The sequence below is a fragment of the Pseudomonas sp. GZD-222 genome, from assembly GCF_049310525.1.
In the GTDB taxonomy this organism is placed as follows: Bacteria; Pseudomonadota; Gammaproteobacteria; order Pseudomonadales; family Pseudomonadaceae; genus Aquipseudomonas.
In genome coordinates, this window is record NZ_JBMOWO010000153.1 from 1 (window position 1) to 1,386 (window position 1,386).

The 1,386-nt window shown below is 65.7% G+C and carries 1 protein-coding gene; it reads right to left on the reverse strand.

Annotation, left to right across the window (positions count from 1 at the left end; translation table 11 throughout):
* Positions 1 to 1,266, reverse strand: a 1,266-nt coding sequence (gene pabB / locus ACO6VD_RS27385) for an aminodeoxychorismate synthase component I (RefSeq protein ID WP_422422920.1), incomplete at its 3' end; no start/stop codon positions are given.
* Between the last annotated feature and the right edge of the window lie 120 nt (positions 1,267 to 1,386).

The following is a 1,386-nucleotide window of genomic DNA, read 5'->3' on the forward strand; positions in this document are numbered from 1 at the left end:
AGCCACCACCGCACCGCCCCCCCAGCAGCACACCTGACCCTCCTTGACCAGCAAGCTGCGAATGGCAATGGAACTGTCCATCTCGCCGCGCACATCGACATACAGCAATGACCCGCAATACAGCGCCCGACGGCTGGGTTCCAGTTCGTCGATGATCTGCATGGCGCGGATCTTCGGCGCGCCGGTGATCGAGCCGCCGGGGAAGCTGCCGGCGATCAGGTCCAGGGCGTCCTTGTCGGCGGCCAGCTGGCCGGTGACGCTGCTGACCAGATGATGCACGTTGGGGTAGCTTTCCAGGCTGAACAGTTCCGGCACTTTCACCGAACCGGTCTGGCAGGTGCGCCCGAGGTCGTTGCGCAACAGGTCGACGATCATCAGGTTTTCCGCGCGGTCCTTGCTGCTCGCCAGCAGCTCGGCGCCGTTGCGTGCGTCCTGTGCGGGATCTGCGCTGCGTGGCCGGGTGCCCTTGATCGGACGGGTCTCGACCCGGCCTGCACTGACCTGGATGAAACGCTCCGGCGAGAAGCTCAGTAGCGTGCTGCCATCGGCCAGGGTCTGAAAGCCGGAAAAGGGCGTAGGGCAGGCCTGGCGCACGGCCAGGTAGGCATGCCAGGGGTCGCCCTGGCACGGGGCGCGAAAACGCTGGGTGAGGTTGATCTGATAGCAGTCACCGGCATGGATGTAGGCCTGCACCCGGTCAAAGGCCTGATGGTAGTCCTCGGCGCTGATGTCGCCGCGCATCGGTGCCAGCAGGGAGAAATGGCTCTGGTCATCCTCTAGCGGGGCCTCGAACAGCGCAATCAGGCGCTGACGCTCGGTCTCGGCCAGGCTCGGGTGAAACAGCAACTGGCTGCGTCCGAGCTGATGGTCGCTGATCAGTGCCCAGGCATACAGGCCGAGGTTGGCGTCGGCCAGGCCCAGGTCGTCGGCCGCAAGCGCTGGCAGGTGCTCCAGGCGCCGCCCGAAATCGTAGCTCAGGTAGCCGATCAGGCCGCCGGCAAAGGGCAGTTCGATGCCGTCTGGCAGTTCTGCCCGCCCCAGCTGCGCAAGGCTGCTGCGCAGGCGCTGCAGGTAGGCTTCACCGCTTTCAGTGGCCTGTGGTGTCAGGGTTTGTACCGGCCAGGCGCTGAGCAGGTCGAAACGACCGCGTTCAGCCTGTGGGCGGGCGCTGTCGAGCAACACGGCGCCGGGTGCCTGGCGGATGCGCGCAAAGTAGGCCGTAGGGTCGGCCAGGTAGGGCAGGGGGTGGAGCGTACAGGTCGGCATGCAAGTAACAGCTATGAATGCGGGGGAGGCGATTGTAGTCCCGTGTAGGAAATGCGCCTAGCGCAGACTACGACCTTGAGTGCCTTGCCTGCGTCAGCCAGGGCTGGCTGACGCAGGCAA